We start from the raw sequence: 16,602 nt of genomic DNA on the forward strand, positions 1-16,602 counted from the left end.
ACCAGAACAAAAAACACGCAATAAATTTTTCCCTTGAGCCTTCAGCCTCGCTCCACTAAAATAGCGCCCTTAAAAATCATTAAGGCAGGCTGTGTTAGTTAACTATAATCCCCCAATGAGCCCGTATTTAACAATACTTTTCCAAGACGACGATTTGCTCATCGTTAATAAGCCAAGCGAGTTATTAACCGTCCCGGGTAAAGATCCTAAACATGCCGATTGTTTAATAAGCCGTGTTAATCGTGTTTTTCCAACAGCTAAAATAGTTCATCGTTTAGATATGGCAACATCGGGCATACTTTGCCTTGCTATGAATAAAGTAGCGCACAGGCATTTAAGTATGCAGTTTCAAGAACGCGAAACAGCTAAGCGTTATATTGCACGTGTATTTGGGCAGCTTGAGGTCGATACGGGAACCGTGGATCTGCCGCTTATTTGTGATTGGCCTAATCGCCCAAAACAAATGGTTGATCACGAAAATGGTAAGCCATCGCTTACGCACTTTAAAATACTTGAGCGCGAAGCCGATGCTACCCGTGTAGAGCTAACGCCAATAACTGGGCGCTCACATCAGTTACGTGTGCATATGCTAAGTTTAGGACATCCTATTTTAGGTGATAGGCTCTATGCCCATAAAGACGCACTTGCCGCAGCTCCTCGCTTACAATTACACGCACAAATGCTGAAGTTGAAGCACCCTACAACTGAGCAAGTACTTACATTTGAAGCCGAACCTGAGTTTTAATCATTGCATTAATGATTATTAAGCCATAGTGCTAAACTTTTACCGTAGTACGCCGATACCTAATTAGTATTCATTATTTGAGCTTCTTATGGTATCTGCGCAGTTTTTAAAAAGTATACTTAACGTATTACTAATGTGTACGCTATTTTTAAGCATACAGGTAACAGCTGCAGAGCATATTGCCCCTCCTACATTATCAAGTATTGAAAACAACGATATTGAACGCTTGCTTCCAAATGACGAAATAAAATCAATACTTGCAGGTGAAACCGAGTTTTTGAGTTTATACAGCGAATATATGAGCGCCGACTTTAGAGGTGTTGTATTACTTATACCCGACTGGCAATCAGTGCCAACAAACAATGCTGGCATGAGCTTTTTACGAAAAGAACTTAATAACTTAGGCTATACCACTTACGCAATGACGGTACCCGACATAGACTGGCAAGCCAGCAAAATACCAGACTCATCAACAGAAATGCCTGCAGAAACAACGACACCTGATGCAGCTACAAGCACAGAGCCTGCGACTGCAGATATGAAGAAAAATGCAGAACCTCATTATGTTAATGCTTTAGAAAAAGTGACTAATGAAGTACTCGACAATTATAAAATAAATCTGATTGCTCGCTTTAATGCGCTATACCAAACTGCAATGCAAGAGCCAGGTAACGTAGTGGTTATTGCACAAGGTACCAGTGCTGGCGTATTACTTGAGCACTATGCCGACTTTCCAGAACAGAGAGTAGATGCATTTATAAGTTTAAGCAGTTACTTACCTAATACTAAACGTAATAAAGATTTGAGCCAAACAACATCACTTGTTACGCCAGCTTTACTCGATATTTACTATGCTAATGACAGCAATGATATTTTAATGAGCCTTAAAAATCGCCAACGCTGGGTTAACCGAAATGCTAAATTTGATTATCGCCAACGCCAGCTATTTGGCCTGCGCGATCAACCGGATCAACACGCACGTCTAACAAAAGAAATAGACGGCTTTTTACGCCGCCTTTTTTAAATATTCATAAGCTGCTTGAATATCTTGGCTCTTTTTAACTGCAAGCTCCATCATGTGTTTTGGTAAACCTTGCGATACCAATTTATCTGGGTGATGTTGGGACATAAGTTTACGGTACGCTACTTTTATCTCACGCTCAGTCACACCATCATTAAGCCCTAATAACGCCAATGCCTGTGTACGATTCATATTATTATTGGGTGGGACATGATGACCCGAGCCTTCACGGTAGCTGCTACTTTGCCCTTGGCTTTGTTGCTGTTGATTAAAGCGCTGTTGTTGCTTTCTAAAGTTAAATTCTGCTTGATAGCGTTTTAATACGAATGCAAAATGCGTTTTCGAAATCCCTAACTGCTTACTTACCTCTGCTAACAATTGTTTTTCTTGTTCGGCTAACACCCCATCAGAGAATGCCATTTGAATTTGTATCTCTAAAAACAATTGCATCAAGTCGTTTCGCTTAGCAAAGCGTTCTTTAAAGTCGTGCACGGTTTCTTTAAGTGAGAAGTCGCCCTCTTTACCCGACTGAAAAGCCTGCTGTGCTTCGCGGCGCTCTTCGCCTTTTAAACCCATTTCATCCATAAACAAGTTGGCGGCTTTTATATGCACTTCGCTAACTCTGCCATTCGATTTAGCAATATGCCCCATTACGGCAAAACAGCTCGAAAAGAACAAAGCTTGGCGCTCGTTTACATCTGCATCGTTAAACAAGCTTGAAAAGCCACCCGCTTTATCAAAGTTACTTTTTAAGCTTTTATCAAATAAATGGCCAAGGTATAAACCTAAAATGGCACCAAAAATTTTGCCAAACATAAAACCAAAACAAAAACCGAGTATTTTTCCCCACATTTATAATGCTGCCTTTTTAAAAAATTTAGTTAATGCGCCGCAAGGCGTTTGTTTAAGTCATTTAAACGTTCGGGTGTACCTATATCATCCCACTGACCAATATAAAGCTCGGTAGAGATTACATGCTTACTTAGCTTTTCACGTAAAATAGGCCCTAAAGGACGCCTCCCTTGCGTTAACCCTTTGAAAAAATCAGCCTGGTACCGACTGATCCCTGAGAATGTATACTTTTGACTCTCTGGCGATAAATGACTTAATGCAAAATCACCATCTGGATTATGTAGTGGGTTTTGTATTAGCACAATATGCGCCTCACCCGCTTGCAAATGCAGCTGCATTAGCGCACTTACATCATAATCGGTATATACATCGCCATTAACTACAATGAAAGACTCTCCAAGCAGAGGTAGCGCCTGAATAATACCGCCAGCAGTTTCAAGACCACCTTCAACTTCTTGACTGTAAAGTATGTTTACCCCAAATTGACTGCCATCGTTAAAGTAATCTTTTATTTTATCACCTTGCCAAGCGAGGTTTATTACAATATCGGTAATTCCGGCAGCTTTGAGGTTATTTATATGATGCTCAATAAGTGGTTTTTCTGCTACTTTTAACATTGGTTTTGGCATATTCTGTGTTAGCGGCATCATCCTCTGTCCGCGTCCTGCGGCTAAAATCAACGCTTTCATGTGCGCTCCTTTGCTAACTTTTCAGTCACTTTTGGCACTATGGTATGTTTAGTCCAATCACTCAATGCTTTAAGCTCGGGATAATTAGCAGCCACTTCAATAATATAATCAAGTGTGGGTAAAATATTATCTAAATAACCTGTTTTCCCGTCGCGTAAATATAATCGACAAAATATACCAGCTGCTTTTAAGTGGCGCTGAATACCGGTTAAATCAAACCAATATTTAAACTCATCAAATGAGGTATTAACCATTAAATTTTGAGCAGTGAACTCGCTATAAGCAAAATCAAGCAAGCTTGTTAGCTCTTTTGCCGGAAGTTTAAAATAGCAATCTCGGAGCAGCGATACTAAATCGTAACAAAGCGGACCACGTACCGCATCTTGATAATCTATAATCGCCCACAGGCCATTACTATTCATAATATTTCGACTGTGATAATCACGGTGCACGGTTACTGTAGGCTGCACAAGCATAGCCTGAGTGAGTAACTCACAGCTTGTTTGCCACATAGCTTGATACGCTGCAGTTGGGGATTCATCTATAAAGTCGTTTACTAACCACTGACTAAATATATCGAGCTCAAGTTTTATAAAGTCTGTATTGTAAGCTTGCATAACAGCTGAGGGTGGTGTTTTTGCCCATTGAGCACTTAAACTTATTAAAGCTTTGTAATACTCAATACGATTTTCATCATCTAGCATGTCAGCCAAATGCTTACTGCCTAAATCACTTAGTATAAAAAAGCCTTGCTGCTCGTCGCTAGCAATTATTTTTGGAAGTAAAAAGCCTTGCTCGGTAAATACCTTATTAAGTGATATATAAGGCGCGTTATTTACTTTTTGGGGTTCTGAATCCATCACAATAAAATGCTCATTACTGCACGTTAAACGGTAATAGCGACGGAAACTAGCATCCCCTGTTATCGCACTTAACAAAGTAGGCTGCGTATTAAAGTGTGTGTTTATAAATTGTTGTAAATTATCAAAGCGTGTCATTTTATAAGATATCTATTTTTAACTAAGTTAATTAGGTCAATTACTGTATTTGCCATTATTTTCCTTTATTATGTGTAAATTATATTTAATCACAAAGCATTAAGGTCAATAAATGAGCAAAACCTGGGGCATATTGATGCTAAGCGTAGTTAGCGCACCATCGCTTGCCGAAACTGAACTGACGCACAACCTTTGTGGCATTTCAATGCAAACCAGAGCTTGGCAACCACTTCCAGGCCTTGAGCTTGGTACTGTTGATATTAAAGCTGATGATGTAGAGCTCCTCGGCACTCAAAGTGCTGAATTTACCGGCAATGTTGATATTAACACCGTTAATATGAGTTTGTCCGCACAAACTGCGTTGATAGATAAACAGCGTGGTTTATTAAATGCAACCGGACCAATTACTTATCGTGACACAATTAGCCAAATAAGCAGCAAAGGGCTAAACGCCGATTTAAGCAACTCAGAAATTAGCCTACTTGGTGCAGATTACAGTTTAACCGATCAACAAGGTAAAGGTGGTGCAGAAAAGCTGACCGTGAATGATTCTGGCTTAGTGCTCATGAATGCAAGCTTTACTGCTTGTCCTGGTCAAAACCCTGTATGGGAAATAGAAGCAGACGAAATTAATTTATCCCGCGAGGAAGGCTGGGGTGAAACTCACAATGCGATACTAAAAATTCTTGATACACCTGTTTTATATTTGCCTTATTTTACATTTGCACTCGATGAACGTCGTAAATCAGGATTACTAAAGCCTAATATTTCCAGCTCAGATCGCTATGGTATTGAAACAATTACACCTTATTACTGGAACATAGCGCCAAATTTTGATGCCACTATTACCCCGCGCTATATGTCTCGTAAAGGCTTGCAACTGCAAACAGAGTTTCGGTACTTAACTGAGCAACATGAAGGTTTGGTCGGTGTAGAGTACTTAAATAAAGACGATTCAGAGCCAACTCTTGATTCACGTTATATGTTTCATTGGCAACAAAGAAGTTATTTAGGTGAGAGCTGGCGAGCTAATGTAGATATTACCAACGTAAGTGATGACAATTACATTACTGATCTTGATTCTAACTATGCAAATAAAACCGATACCCAACTTTACCGAACTGGCGCACTAACACACTTAGGTGAGACATGGCGTACAGATATTAAAGTGCAAAACTTTGAAGTACTCGGTGATCACTTAGAATCATATACCGCTATACCTCAAATCAACTTTACTCAAACAGCCCCATGGCGTATTGATAATTTTGATTTTACAGTTTCTGGCGAAATCAGTCATTTTACTAACGACTCAGCCATTATAGATCAAGCAACGCGAGTGCATTTAGAGCCTAAAGCTAGCTTTGATTACAAACAACATGCATGGTCGTTTTTATCTGAAGTAAGTTTATTGCAAACAAATTATAAACAACATGGTGATTTAGATGGCACGCAATACAGCGAAAGCGTATCACGTACAATCCCTAAAGTTCGTTTATATTCTCAACTAAATTTTGAACGTAATACATCATCTTTTATTGAAGATGGTATTCAAACTTTGGAGCCTCAAGTTCAGTATTTATATACACCCAATAAAGACCAATCTGATATTGGGTTATTCGATACAACTAAGCTACAAGACGATTACTATGGCTTATTTAGAGACACTCGATTTTCGGGTGTTGACCGTATTGCCGCTGCAAACCAATTTACATTGGGTGCAACAACGCGTTTGTTTGATAAAAAACAAGAAGAAGTGTTTAACTTTAGCGCTGGACAAATATTTTATTTAAGTGACTCAGCTAAACCAACAGAGCAAGGTTTAAACTCAGACACTAATTATAATGCACTATTTGCAGCCCAAACCATGTTACATTGGCATCGACGTTGGTATCTTGCTGGAGGTATTCAATACGATACAGATGGTAAACAAATGGTTCAGTCAAATGTAACACTTGATTACAAAGGTGATAATAATCAGCTAGTACAATTGAACCATCGCTATGCAAATGATGTCTCAGGAAATACAATCGAGCAAGCGGGTGTATTTACAAGTATTCCCATTAGTGACGAATGGCAATTTATTGCAAGCTATCATCGAGATCTTGAAAATAACAGAAGTATCGAAATATTGAGCGGATTACAGTATGAATCATGCTGTTGGGCATTCCAAATTACTGGTCATCGCCAAATCGAAACTGACTTAAATCAGTCAATAGGACAAGAACAAGCAACTTTTGACTCAAGTATTGGTTTTAATTTTGTATTAAAAGGACTGGGTAGTAAAAGCCGCTATGATGCACAAAAACTATTACAACAAGGTATTTTTGGCTATCGTAGACCGTATTTTCTTAGTAACTAGTATCACAACAGTACTATTAGCAAGAGTAGTAAAGAGAACATGACTTTAAAAAAATTATTAGTATCAACAGTTTTAAGTATCAGCCTTTGCCAAAGTGCATTAGCAGCCCCTGTAGAAATCGACAAGGTGATTGGCGTTGTAAACCAAGGCGTTATTTTAAATAGTGAAGTAGACACCATTGTAAATCGTGTTAAAAAACAAGCCGAAGAGCAAGGGCAACAACTTCCTAAAGATGAAACCTTACGTGTACAAGCAATAGAACGCTTAGTTAGCCAAACATTGATGATGCAAATGGCTGAACGTATGGGATTACAAATATCTGATAGCCAGCTAGACCAAACGCTAGCAAATATGGCAAAAGAGCAAGGCGGTACAATTGCTGATCTACGTAAAACCATTGAAGGTTCTGGCGAGAGTTTTCAAGCATACCGTGAAGAAATCCGTAAAGAAATAACCACTCAACAAGTTACACGCGCCAATGTAGATCGCCGAATTTATATTAGCGATCAAGAAGTTGATAATTTGCTAAAAATTATGGAAAGTCAGGGACAAAACTCTGAAGAGTATAATATCGGTCACATTCTTATCGATATTCCTAATGATGCGACTGCTGATGAAATATCTGCAGCAAAAACACGAGCAGATAAAGTAATAGAACTATTAAATGATGATCAAGAATTTAAACGTATTGCCATTTCGTCATCAAGCGGTTCAAAAGCACTTGAAGGCGGACAACTAGGCTGGATGGGTATTAATGAAATGCCATCATTATTTGCAGAAGCAGTTAAAGGCAAAAAAAGTGGTGCTATTATTGGCCCTCTTCGCTCTGGCGCTGGATTTCATATAATTAAAGTACAAGAAATTCGTGGGCTACAAGTTGTAGAAACAACTGAAGTGCGCTCACGTCATATACTAATCGAACCCTCTATTATTTTAAGCGAAGAAAAAGCACGAAATATGCTTGCTGGTTTTGCAAAAGACTTACGTGCTGGTACCGCTGATTTTGGTGAACTAGCTAAAGAATATTCTGAAGATCCAGGTTCAGCTCTCAAAGGTGGCGAATACGATTGGACTGATCCAACAACTTACGTTCCAGCTTTTAGAGATACTTTACTTTCTCTTAAACAAGATGAAATTAGTGAACCATTCAGAACTCGATTTGGTTGGCATATTGTTCAGTTACTTGGCAAACGTGTAGCTGATAAAACAGAGCTTGCTAAACGCAATCGTGCTCATGGCATGTTGTTCAATCGTAAATTTAAAGAAGAAAGTTTTAACTGGCAACAAGAAATGCGCGAGCAAGCTCACGTTGAAATTTTCCCTACAGACCAATAAATATGACCTTAAGAATTGCGATTACCCCGGGCGAGCCAGCAGGCATCGGCCCAGATTTACTTCTTACGCTTGCTCAGCAAGCGTGGGATGCTCAGCTTGTCGTACTAGCTGATGGAAAACTGCTTAAAGAACGTGCTAAACATCTTGGTTTGCCCATTAATTTAATTAAGTTTGATGAAAATGCCGCCGCAAAAGTAGCACCTGCGGGTAGTGTTTATATACATCAAGTTGATTTAGGTGTTGATGTAGAACTTGGGGTATTAAACGACGGTAATGGCCAATACGTTTTAGACACTTTGCGTATCGCAAGTGAAAAAAACATGGATGGTACATTCGATGCTGTTGTAACTGGTCCTGTCCATAAAGGTATTATTAACAAAGCTGGTATCTCTTTTAGCGGCCATACTGAATACTTTGCACAGCAATCAGATACTGCTGACGTTGTGATGATGCTGGCAACTGAGGGCTTGCGTGTCGCACTTGTGACAACTCATATCCCACTTGCTTATGTATCGCGTGCTATTACCGAAGAACGTCTTACTAAAGTAGCAGGTATTTTAAATCACGACTTACAAACTAAATTTGGTATCGAAAAGCCACGTATTTTGGTATGCGGTTTAAACCCGCATGCAGGAGAAGATGGTCACTTAGGACGTGAAGAGATTGAAACAATCACACCTACTCTTGATGTACTTAGAAGCCAAGGTATGAATTTAATAGGTCCATTACCTGCGGACACGTTATTCCAAGATAAATATCTATCTGAAGCTGATGCTGTGCTTGCTATGTATCACGATCAGGGATTACCTGTGCTAAAATACAAGGGATTTGGTAATTCTGTGAATATTACATTAGGTTTACCATTTATCCGCACTTCAGTTGATCATGGTACTGCGCTAGATTTAGCCGGTACAGGTACCGCTGACGTTGGCAGTTTTGAATTAGCGATCCGCGAAGCAATTAAGCTCGCCCAAGAAAAAGCACAAAATCAATGACCGATAAAGTACATTTAGGACACCGCGCCCGTAAACGTTTTGGGCAAAACTTTTTATTTGATGAAATGATCATCGATAAAATAGTCTCTGCAATCGATCCTAAACCAGAAGACAACTTAGTAGAAATTGGCCCTGGACTTGGCGCTATTACAGAGCCTGTCGCTGATCTTAGTGGCCACCTAACGGTTGTTGAACTAGATAAAGATTTAGCACAACGTTTAATTGAGCACCCATTTTTAGGCCCTAAATTAACCGTTAACCAAGGCGATGCAATGACGTTTGACTTTGCAAGCCTAGTAAGAGACGACAAAAAATTAAAAGTGTTTGGCAACTTACCTTATAATATCTCTACGCCTTTACTGTTTCATCTTTTTGAATTTGCAGACAATATTGAACACATGCATTTTATGCTACAAAAAGAAGTCGTAAAGCGTATGGTTGCAGGCCCTGGTAGTAAAACCTTTGGCCGTTTAAGTGTAATGACTCAATACTACTGTAATGCAATGCCAGTGATAGAAGTGCCACCTGAGTGCTTTAAGCCAGCACCTAAGGTTGATTCTGCAGTTATTCGTTTAATCCCTAAAAAGCCAGAACAACGCACGGCTAAAAGCGTTAAAATTCTAAACACTGTGTGCTTGGAAGCCTTCAATCAGCGCCGTAAAACACTGCGCAACAGCTTGGGCAACTTACTAACAGCAGAAGAGCTTACAAGCATTGGGATAGACATAACGTTGCGCGCTGAGCGCTTATCTTTACAACAATTTATTGATATAGCTAATTGGATTTATGACAACAAGCAGTAATATTGGATCGCCTGTTAAGGTATCTGTAGAAACATTTTACGTAGAAGGCCAGTCTCAACCAGAGATCGAAAAATACGTATTTGCCTATTCGGTAACTATTCGAAACCATAGCTCTGTGCAGCGCTAAGTTACTTAGCCGCTATTGGTTGATTACAGATGCAAATGGCAAAGAAACTGAAGTAGAAGGTGAAGGTGTTGTTGGCGAAATGCCAACCATAGGCCCTGGTGAAAGCTACAAATATACCAGTGGAGCTATACTTGATACACCAGTAGGCACTATGCAAGGGCATTATACTTTACGCAATGAATTCGGTTCTGAGTTTCAAGCACCTATTAACGTGTTTCGCTTAGCTTGCCCTAATATTTTGCACTAAATGATAACTAAATTGTATGGCTGATTACGTAATAGGTGATTTACAAGGATGCTTTAGCGAATTTAGCACCTTGCTACAGCGGGTAGATTTTAACCCAAGTAAAGATCACCTCTACTTAGTAGGAGATATAGTCGCTCGCGGACCAGACTCTTTAGCCTGCTTAGATTACATTTACCAAAACCAAGACAGCATAACGATTACACTTGGCAATCATGATTTGCATATGATTGCCTGCTATTACTTAAATAAACCAACTAACCCAAAAGACAAACTTAGCCCAATATTCAATAGCCATAAACTCACCCATTACATTGAATATCTTCAAACTCAGCCTCTTGCCTTATACTTAAAAAAATATAATAGCTTTATATCTCATGCTGGTCTTAACCCTGATTGGTCAATTGAAAATGCGTTAAAATATGCACAGTTTGCGCAAAGCTGTTACCAATCAAATAATGCAAAAACCTTCTTTGAGCAAATGTATAAGCCACACCCTGTGAAATGGCATAATGATCTAGACGACTTTGAAAAATTTAGATACATAGTTAATTATTTTACTCGAATGCGCTTTTTAACAAGTAATAATCAACTAGAACTTAGTGCAAAAGGCGCAACAATCAATAATAATGAGTTAACACCTTGGTTTATGCATCCAAATATATTAAATATTAAACAGGATATTATTTTTGGGCACTGGGCTGCCCTTGAAGGTAATACAAACCATAAATGTGTACACGCTTTAGATACAGGGTGTGTGTGGGGTAACAGCATGACGCTAATGAAACTACCTAGCAAACAAAGAATTGTAGAAAAATCCCACCTTTTGTCTAAATAACCTGAAATAATCTAATACATCTGTTAGATTTATAGACTAATAATTAAAATTAATTAAAGTAATTGATTTTAATTACTTAACTTATCAGTACAAACGCCGATAAGTTCTAACTGAAGTACTTTTGAGTGGAAACCTATATGAATCTAACAGTAAGCCAACGTATTTGGGGTGGTTTTATATTTATCACGCTATTACTTTTAATAATTGGTGGCAATTCTTTAATAAAAATAGCAAATATTGACCGCTCAACTCAAAAAGTGAACCAACTATCACTTCCAGCTCTGAATAAAAGCTCTGAGTTACAAGCTGAATTCATTTTAATGAGTAAAGCCGCTCAAGCGAGTTTTTACACTTCATCTGCAAATGAACTGGCGCCAATAAAAAAACAAGTACTCGAACAAAAACAGCTATTTAATAGCCTTCATAGCGAACTACAAGCAGTCGTAAAAGATGATCCAGCTTTAAACCAAAGCAGTAGAAATGTAGAACAAACCTACCTAAGTTTTTTAAGTACTGTAGAGAGCTTGCTTGTAGATAAGAGTAAACAATTAGCACTTAATAAAACATTAAAGTCTCAATTAGAAATTATCGAACTTAACGCTGAAGATGCAAATTCTGTCGTACTCGACATTTTGGACATAGACGGTTTTGAGCAAAATCATGCACGCGCATTCCAAGCGGCTAATAATTTAGAGAATAACTTTATGTCGGTTGTAAGTAATAGTACCGACATGCTGACAGTTAAAACACTCAATACACTTGATATTGTTAAAAACGAACAAAGCTACTATTTTGATGAAGTAACACGCACTCTAGCGTTAATAAAGCCTGCTATAGAGCAAACTCACAGTGATTTATTCAATAACTTAAAAGAGTATGTAGATACCCTCGAAAATAATATTAAAGGTAATAGTGGTTTAGCTGCAAATAAAAAACGCCTAATTGACTCAATCACACTGACCGAAAGAGAGCTTGCCGAATCAGAGCAAGCAACGAAAATGGCACTTAATCAAATTGATGAATTAGTTGCACAAGCAAGCAATGTTGCCTTTGAGTTACAAAAAGGTGTGCGCAGCGATGTAGATTCAGCTAATTTATGGACATGGGTAGGGATGGTTATCGCAACACTTCTAGCGATAGCAATTGCCATTATTACAGTTAGTCGTATAACCAAACCGCTTGCTGAAGTTAATCGTATTTTAGATATTGTTGCCAGTGGCGACATGACACAACGCTTAGATGACACTGCTAAAGATGAGTTTGGCGAACTATCTAAAAGTTGTAATACTTTAATTGATAGCTTGCGCAGCTTAATTAAAGGCATTATTTCTCGCTCGACTCAACTGGCCGCCGCTTCAGAAGAAACGTCTGCAATTACTGCAGAATCAAGTCAAGCAATTCGCAATCAACAAGCACAAGTTGAACAAGCAGCAACTGCAACCACTGAAATGAGCAGTACATCGCAAACAGTTAGCAACAGTGCTCAACAAGCGCTTAGTGAAATTAAAAATGCTGACAAAGAAGCCGAACGCGTTAAAGGTATTTCTAACAACAATAAAGCGACGATTGAGCAGCTTGCTCGTGAAGTAGACGACGCCTCTCAAGTTATCAATAAACTACATCAAGATAGCGCATCAATTGGTAGCATATTAGATGTAATACGCGGTATTGCAGACCAAACAAACTTATTAGCACTTAATGCTGCAATTGAAGCTGCACGTGCTGGTGAGTATGGCCGAGGCTTTGCGGTTGTAGCCGATGAAGTTCGCTCTTTAGCAAGTAAAACACAAGAGTCGACTCAAGAAATTCAATCAATGATTGAATCGCTACAAACAGGCGCAGAAGCTGCGGTAACAGCAATGAGCAAAGGTAAACAACGTGCTGTATCGTGTGTTGAGCAAACAGACTTAGCTAGTAGCGCGCTTGATTCTATTACATTTGCGGTATCTCAAGCTCACGATGTCAGTGAAGAAATATCAACTGCTGCATTAGAGCAACAACAAGTAGCACAAGAGATTAGTGAACGCTTAGAATCAATCGTAGCCATTGCAGAACAAACCGCTGAAGGCGCAAGCCAAACAAACATCTCAAGTTCAGAAGTAGCAAAACTTGCTGAAGAACTTCGTTTATCAGTCGATGAGTTTAAAGTTTAAATAACGCAATTAGCGCAAACAAAAACCCCGTTGATACCAAGTATCAACGGGGTTTTGTTTACTTAAATAAAGTACTTAACCTGAGCTCTGATTAAGAAGTTTACTAACGTATTGAATCATGGTGATATTTAAATTTATTTTCTCTAGCCAGAGATTTTTAGTGAAAACAAGGCGAATTTACGCGTCAATAGCTGGCCTATTGCAAGTAAATTCAACGCAGTTAGCGCTGAAAATAGCTGCTCGAGATAGATTTATTATCCAGAGTTCAGGTTACTTATGCCAATGCGCTTCATTAAGAAGGCTGGTGTTATTACTTTTGGCAATGGCTGCAAAAAACGGTGCTGCGCTGCCCTAGCCGTATTTCTTGCAGTTCGCTTTCACATGTCATACATGGCTTGCCTTTACGCCCATATACTAATAATTCTTGTGCAAAATACCCTGGTTTACCATCGCTTTGTGCAAAGTCCTTAAGCGTAGTACCACCTTGCATAATAGCCGCAGCAAGCGTGTCTTTTATAATAGGAATAAGTGCTTGATAGCGCTTTTGTGAAACTTTTCCCGCTTCTCGCTTTGGATGTATACCCGCTTTAAATAACGATTCATTCGCATAGATGTTACCAACACCGACTACCACTGCGTTATCCATAATAAACTGCTTTACGGGTACTTTTTTATTGCGCGATTGTTCATACACACGTTTAGCAAAAAAATCATCGGTAAGCGGCTCAGGACCAAGCTTAGAGAGTAGCTTATGTACTTGCCCTGGCTCTTGCCATAAGCAACAACCAAAGCGACGAGGATCGTTTAAGCGCAGTGCTTTACCGTTGCCAAAAATAAACTCTACATGGTCATGCTTTTTAAGCGGCTCACTTTTATCTACAACACGTAAATTACCTGACATACCCAAATGTAAAATAGTGCTGCCTAGCTCACAATGTAATAGTAAATATTTAGCTCGTCGTTCAATACTTGTAACAATTAGCCCTTCAAGTTGATACACGTCATCTGGCACTGGCCAGCGCATACTGGCATTGTAAATATTTACCTTTGTGACAACTTGGTTTTGTACGTGGGGAGTGATGCCCATTCGGCTCACTTCTACCTCTGGTAATTCAGGCATTAATTAGACTCACTTTGTGAAAAATCAAAACTAGGAAATAACTGCTGTGCAGTTTTTAAATCGAGTGCGAGTATTCGTTGGCTACTCTTTTCGAGTAAGTAATATTGCCCATCGCCTCTATAAAGCAAATAAATCCAAGGTAAACTCTCACCAGCTAATTCAAAAGTAGCAACATATAAAGGCGCATTAGGATTAAAAACAACAGATTCGTTAACACCCATTAACTGCGCGCTTTGCCATTGGTTAATTAAATCACTAAGTTGTTGCTCAGAAGCTTGCCAGATAAATGGCGCATCTTTTTGTAACATTGTTGTACGCCAACTAGTTCCAATACGCTCAATTTTTTGATCAACAAATGTAAGCGTCAATACAAAGCTTTGAATTGGTAATACAGGCTGTACCGAAGGCTCATCAGCTGAATTAAAAAGTTGCTTATGCCAGCCATTTAAAAAGAAGATCATAATCAACATTGAAAAAATAATAACGTTGTTCCAACCTTTGCGACCAAGTTGCATGTGCACACTTCCTATTTAATTCAAGATTTTAAAGTGTAACTAAAACTTAATTGCACTGTCTATATGTTAAACCGTGCAGACTTTGTTAGAATATCAGCAAATTTAAAGGAGTTCCGTCAATGTCTATGTATGTAGTGGGCCATAAAATCCCAGATTCAGATTCTATTTGTGGTGCAATTGCACTGGCTTATTTAAAAAACCAAATCGATGAGCCAGCAATTCCAACACGTCTTGGTGAAATTTCACCAGAAACTCAATTTATCCTTGATAAATTTGGCTTCGAAGCACCAGAGCTAAAATTAAGCTACGCTGGCGAAGACGTTTACATTGTGGATCACACAGAAAAAACACAAGCACCCGATGATATCGACCAAGCTCGCGTTGTTGGTGTGGTAGATCACCATAAACTAGGTGACTTAACATCATCGACTCCGCTTGAATGTTGGATTCGTCCTGTTGGCTGTTCGAACACCATTATTAAAATGATGTACGATTTTTACAGTGTAGAAATCCCTAAAGACATCGCTGGTATTATGCTGTGCGCAATTTTAAGCGACACTGTCATATTTAAATCACCAACATGTACCACTGCCGATATTAAATGTGTTGAAGCGCTAGCTGAAATTGCAGGCGTAGAAGACTTTAAAGAGCTTGGTATGGATATGTTCCGCGTTAAATCTGCGGTAGAAAACACACCAGCGCGCGATTTAGTAATGCGTGACTTTAAAGATTTCAACATGAACGGTAACCTAGTAGGCATTGGCCAACTAGAAGTAATCGACCTTGCTGTTTTTGACGATATTAAAGCAGACCTTGCAGCCGATATTGCTAAGTTAAAAGTAGAGGGCAACCGCCACTCTGTATTTTTACTGCTTACCGACATAATGAAAGAAGGCTCAGAAATGCTAATTGTATCTGACGATGCAAACTTAGTTGAGCAGGCTTACGGTGTAAAACCAGAGAATGATAAAGTATGGTTAGATGGTGTACTGAGCCGTAAAAAGCAAGTAGTTCCACCACTGCAAGATGCGTTTTCAAAAGCCTAATAACTTTAACAAATAGCACTAAAAAAGCCGATATTGTATAAAACAATATCGGCTTTTTTGTTTTTAAAATGTGTATTTCTTATACCAATTCACTTAATTAAATAAGCTATTTTGAGGCTGGAAAAACGTGTTGATAGCTAGGCAAAAAATTCGATATTTAGTTGTTCTCGGCAATTGCTCCTGCATTGCTCTACCTTCTGCATCCATGCAGTCGTAAATGAGAATTTTTTAACGCAGGTAGCGACACGTTTAGCCCCGCAAAATGATTAAGTATTATTGCGGATTGGTATTAAGCTACAAACACAACTCTCTAAATGGCAATGTGGCTGCGCCAATTGATACCGGAAAATTATCAATATTAGAAACCACCAGCTTTGGCATAGGACGTTTAGCGCCACGTCTAAATTGTGCATAGACCTCCGTGCGTGCAATAACTTTTTCAGCCAACTCTTTTGGAATATGGCCACCAATAATAATCGCTTCAGCATCTAATAATGCCGAGCAACAGGTTGCCACTAAATCAAATGAGTCTTGAACTTTAAACAGCCACTCTTCAACGCCAGGCCAATCGGGGTCAAAGTTGTCATGCAGGTCGTAAATAGAAGTAACCGCTACGCCATTTTTTTTCAAAATACGTTTTAGTAATTCAAGATTAGGGTGGGCATATAATTTAGGGGGTAGCATGTCGCCAAGCTCACCTGCGTTTCCGTATGTACCGCACAGTACAATGATTTATATATTAATAATTATTATAAATGCCAA

Annotated in this window: 14 protein-coding genes and 2 pseudogenes; 10 read left to right on the forward strand and 6 right to left on the reverse strand. The window is 38.9% G+C overall.

Going from position 1 to position 16,602, the window contains the following annotated elements; translation table 11 throughout:
* Nucleotides 1-91 precede the first annotated feature (91 nt).
* Nucleotides 92-745: a bifunctional tRNA pseudouridine(32) synthase/23S rRNA pseudouridine(746) synthase RluA gene (rluA, locus tag P4S71_RS06065; RefSeq protein ID WP_096793790.1), complete on the forward strand. Its 654-nt coding sequence runs from the start codon at nt 92-94 to the stop codon at nt 743-745.
* Nucleotides 746-878: 133 nt separating this feature from the next.
* Nucleotides 879-1,769, forward strand: coding sequence for a DUF3530 family protein (locus P4S71_RS06070; protein ID WP_442960140.1), 891 nt, complete (start codon nt 879-881; stop codon nt 1,767-1,769).
* On the opposite strand, the gene djlA is transcribed toward P4S71_RS06070, so the two are convergent.
* Genes djlA through P4S71_RS06085 form a run of 3 tightly spaced genes read right to left on the reverse strand, consistent with a single transcriptional unit; the run spans nt 1,752 to nt 4,305 of the window.
* Nucleotides 1,752-2,618: a co-chaperone DjlA gene (gene djlA, locus P4S71_RS06075; RefSeq protein WP_033028344.1), complete on the reverse strand. Its 867-nt coding sequence runs from the start codon at nt 2,616-2,618 to the stop codon at nt 1,752-1,754. The genes P4S71_RS06070 and djlA overlap by 18 nt on opposite strands.
* Nucleotides 2,619-2,647: 29 nt before the next feature.
* Entirely contained in the window at nt 2,648-3,307 is a 660-nt protein-coding gene (gene murU / locus P4S71_RS06080; protein WP_337150287.1) for an N-acetylmuramate alpha-1-phosphate uridylyltransferase MurU, read from the reverse strand.
* On the reverse strand, nt 3,304-4,305 hold the full coding sequence (locus P4S71_RS06085; RefSeq protein WP_337150288.1) for an aminoglycoside phosphotransferase family protein: 1,002 nt from the start codon (nt 4,303-4,305) through the stop codon (nt 3,304-3,306). Before P4S71_RS06085 ends, murU begins: the two co-directional genes overlap by 4 nt.
* Nucleotides 4,306-4,417: 112 nt before the next feature.
* On the opposite strand from P4S71_RS06085, the gene lptD reads away from it, so the two are divergent.
* From lptD to P4S71_RS06120, 7 genes and pseudogenes are all read left to right on the forward strand, one after another.
* Nucleotides 4,418-6,664, forward strand: a complete 2,247-nt coding sequence (gene lptD / locus P4S71_RS06090; protein WP_337150289.1) for an LPS assembly protein LptD — start codon at nt 4,418-4,420, stop codon at nt 6,662-6,664.
* 39 nt (nt 6,665-6,703) lie between these two features.
* Entirely contained in the window at nt 6,704-7,999 is a 1,296-nt protein-coding gene (gene surA / locus P4S71_RS06095; RefSeq protein WP_008136592.1) for a peptidylprolyl isomerase SurA, read from the forward strand.
* 2 nt (nt 8,000-8,001) lie between these two features.
* Nucleotides 8,002-8,994 (forward strand): 4-hydroxythreonine-4-phosphate dehydrogenase PdxA, encoded by a 993-nt coding sequence (gene pdxA / locus P4S71_RS06100; RefSeq protein WP_149614620.1) that lies wholly within the window; start codon nt 8,002-8,004, stop codon nt 8,992-8,994.
* Nucleotides 8,991-9,797, forward strand: a complete 807-nt coding sequence (gene rsmA / locus P4S71_RS06105; protein WP_007376553.1) for a 16S rRNA (adenine(1518)-N(6)/adenine(1519)-N(6))-dimethyltransferase RsmA — start codon at nt 8,991-8,993, stop codon at nt 9,795-9,797. Before pdxA ends, rsmA begins: the two co-directional genes overlap by 4 nt.
* Nucleotides 9,781-10,171: pseudogene (gene apaG / locus P4S71_RS06110) on the forward strand (Co2+/Mg2+ efflux protein ApaG). The gene rsmA and the pseudogene apaG overlap by 17 nt, the downstream one beginning before the upstream one ends.
* A gap of 16 nt (nt 10,172-10,187) precedes the next feature.
* Nucleotides 10,188-11,006, forward strand: coding sequence for a symmetrical bis(5'-nucleosyl)-tetraphosphatase (locus P4S71_RS06115; protein ID WP_337150290.1), 819 nt, complete (start codon nt 10,188-10,190; stop codon nt 11,004-11,006).
* A 137-nt stretch (nt 11,007-11,143) separates the two neighbouring features.
* Entirely contained in the window at nt 11,144-13,159 is a 2,016-nt protein-coding gene (locus tag P4S71_RS06120) for a methyl-accepting chemotaxis protein (RefSeq protein ID WP_007376556.1), read from the forward strand.
* A 310-nt stretch (nt 13,160-13,469) separates the two neighbouring features.
* Here P4S71_RS06120 and mutM read toward each other — a convergent pair whose 3' ends face one another.
* On the reverse strand, nt 13,470-14,279 hold the full coding sequence (gene mutM / locus P4S71_RS06125; protein WP_306724226.1) for a bifunctional DNA-formamidopyrimidine glycosylase/DNA-(apurinic or apyrimidinic site) lyase: 810 nt from the start codon (nt 14,277-14,279) through the stop codon (nt 13,470-13,472).
* A complete protein-coding gene (locus tag P4S71_RS06130; protein ID WP_007376558.1) occupies nt 14,279-14,794 on the reverse strand; it encodes a hypothetical protein in 516 nt (171 codons plus the stop codon). The genes mutM and P4S71_RS06130 overlap by 1 nt, the downstream gene beginning before the upstream one ends.
* 119 nt (nt 14,795-14,913) lie before the next feature.
* Between P4S71_RS06130 and P4S71_RS06135 the strand changes: the two genes are divergently transcribed.
* Complete coding sequence (locus P4S71_RS06135; RefSeq protein WP_007376559.1) at nt 14,914-15,840, forward strand: manganese-dependent inorganic pyrophosphatase; 927 nt, start codon at nt 14,914-14,916, stop codon at nt 15,838-15,840.
* 294 nt (nt 15,841-16,134) lie between these two features.
* On the opposite strand, the pseudogene P4S71_RS06140 reads toward P4S71_RS06135, so the two are convergent.
* A pseudogene (locus P4S71_RS06140) lies at nt 16,135-16,566 on the reverse strand (MarR family transcriptional regulator); the annotation flags it as partial.
* Nucleotides 16,567-16,602 lie beyond the last annotated feature (36 nt).

Source organism: Pseudoalteromonas sp. B62 (genome assembly GCF_037162565.1).
GTDB classification, from domain to species: Bacteria; Pseudomonadota; Gammaproteobacteria; order Enterobacterales; family Alteromonadaceae; genus Pseudoalteromonas; species Pseudoalteromonas fuliginea.